The sequence below is a fragment of the Pseudonocardia pini genome, from assembly GCF_013870575.1.
GTDB lineage: Bacteria > Actinomycetota > Actinomycetes > Mycobacteriales > Pseudonocardiaceae > Pseudonocardia > Pseudonocardia pini.
The window spans coordinates 1-1,253 of the sequence record NZ_JACBXB010001144.1 but is presented as its reverse complement, the minus strand read 5'-3'; the positions used below and the strand labels follow the sequence as shown (position 1 = coordinate 1,253).

Here is a 1,253-nt window from a genome sequence, read left to right as displayed (position 1 = left end):
ACCGCCGCCGCACGACCCCCCGCCCGCCCCGCACCCCGGTCGACCCGCCCGGGCCCCCGCGCGGCGGCGTCGTCGCACGGCGGTTTCGGATCGGCCTGTGCGTGCTGTCCGGGCTGGTCCTGCTCCTGACCGGCGGCGCGTGGACCTTCTACCGGGACGTCACCGGCGGGATCACCACCACCAACGTGATCACCGGCGGGTCGTCCGGCGGCGAGCAGAACATCCTGCTCGTGGGCGTCGACAGCCGCACGGACGCCCAGGGCAACCCGCTGCCCGACGACGTCCTGCGGACCCTGCGCTCCGGCGCCGAGTCCGGCGTCCTCAACTCGGACACCCTGATCGTGCTGCACCTGCCCGCCGACGGCGGCGGCGCGACGGCCTTCTCCATCCCGCGCGACAGCTACGTCTCCATCCCCGGGTACCGCAAGGACAAGATCAACGCCGCGTACCCGGCGACCAAGGCGCTCAAGGCCCAGGAGCTGGTGCAGCAGGGCCTCGACCGGCGCGACGCCGACGAGCAGTCCTCCGCCACCGGCCGCAGCACCCTGATCGAGACCGTGCAGGACCTCACCGGGCTGCAGATCGACCACTACGCCGAGATCAACCTGCTCGGTTTCTACAACCTGACCCAGGCCATCGGCGGCGTCGACGTCTGCCTCAAGAATCCCGTCGACGACGAGTTCTCCGGCGCGAACTTCCCCGCGGGCCCCCAGACGATCTCCGGCGCGGACGCCCTGGCCTTCGTCCGCCAGCGCCACGGCCTGCCCGAGAGCGACCTCTCCCGGATCCGTCGCCAGCAGGTCTTCCTCGCCGCCGTCGCCGACAAGATCCTCTCCAGCGGCACGCTCACGAACCCGTCCACGCTCTCGGCGCTGATCGACTCCGCCGAGAAGTCACTGGTCATCGACTCGGGCTGGGACCTGCTCGGGTTCGCGCAGCAGGCCTCGGACATCGCCGCCGGCAACATCGACTTCCTCACCATCCCCACCCAGGGCGGCACGAACAACGAGCGCGGGGACGTCGTCGTCGTCGACCCGGCGCAGGTCTCGTCGTTCATCGCGGAGCGGACCGCACCGAAGGACGAGGAGGAGACGGCACCCGCCCCCGCGGCGCCGACGGTGGACCCGGCGGGCGTGACCGTGGACGTCGGGAACGGGTCGGGCGGCACCGGCCTCGCCGCACAGGTCGCGGACCAGCTGGGCGCGGCCGGGTTCCAGCGCGGGACCGTGTCGTCACCGACGGTGCAGAACACC

1 protein-coding gene is annotated in these 1,253 nt (G+C 72.3%); it reads left to right on the top strand.

What is annotated here, in order from left to right; all coding sequences use genetic code 11:
• Positions 1 to 101: 101 nt before the first annotated feature.
• Positions 102 to 1,253, top strand: a 1,152-nt coding sequence (locus H5J29_RS33285) for an LCP family protein (protein ID WP_181784850.1), incomplete at its 3' end; no start/stop codon positions are given.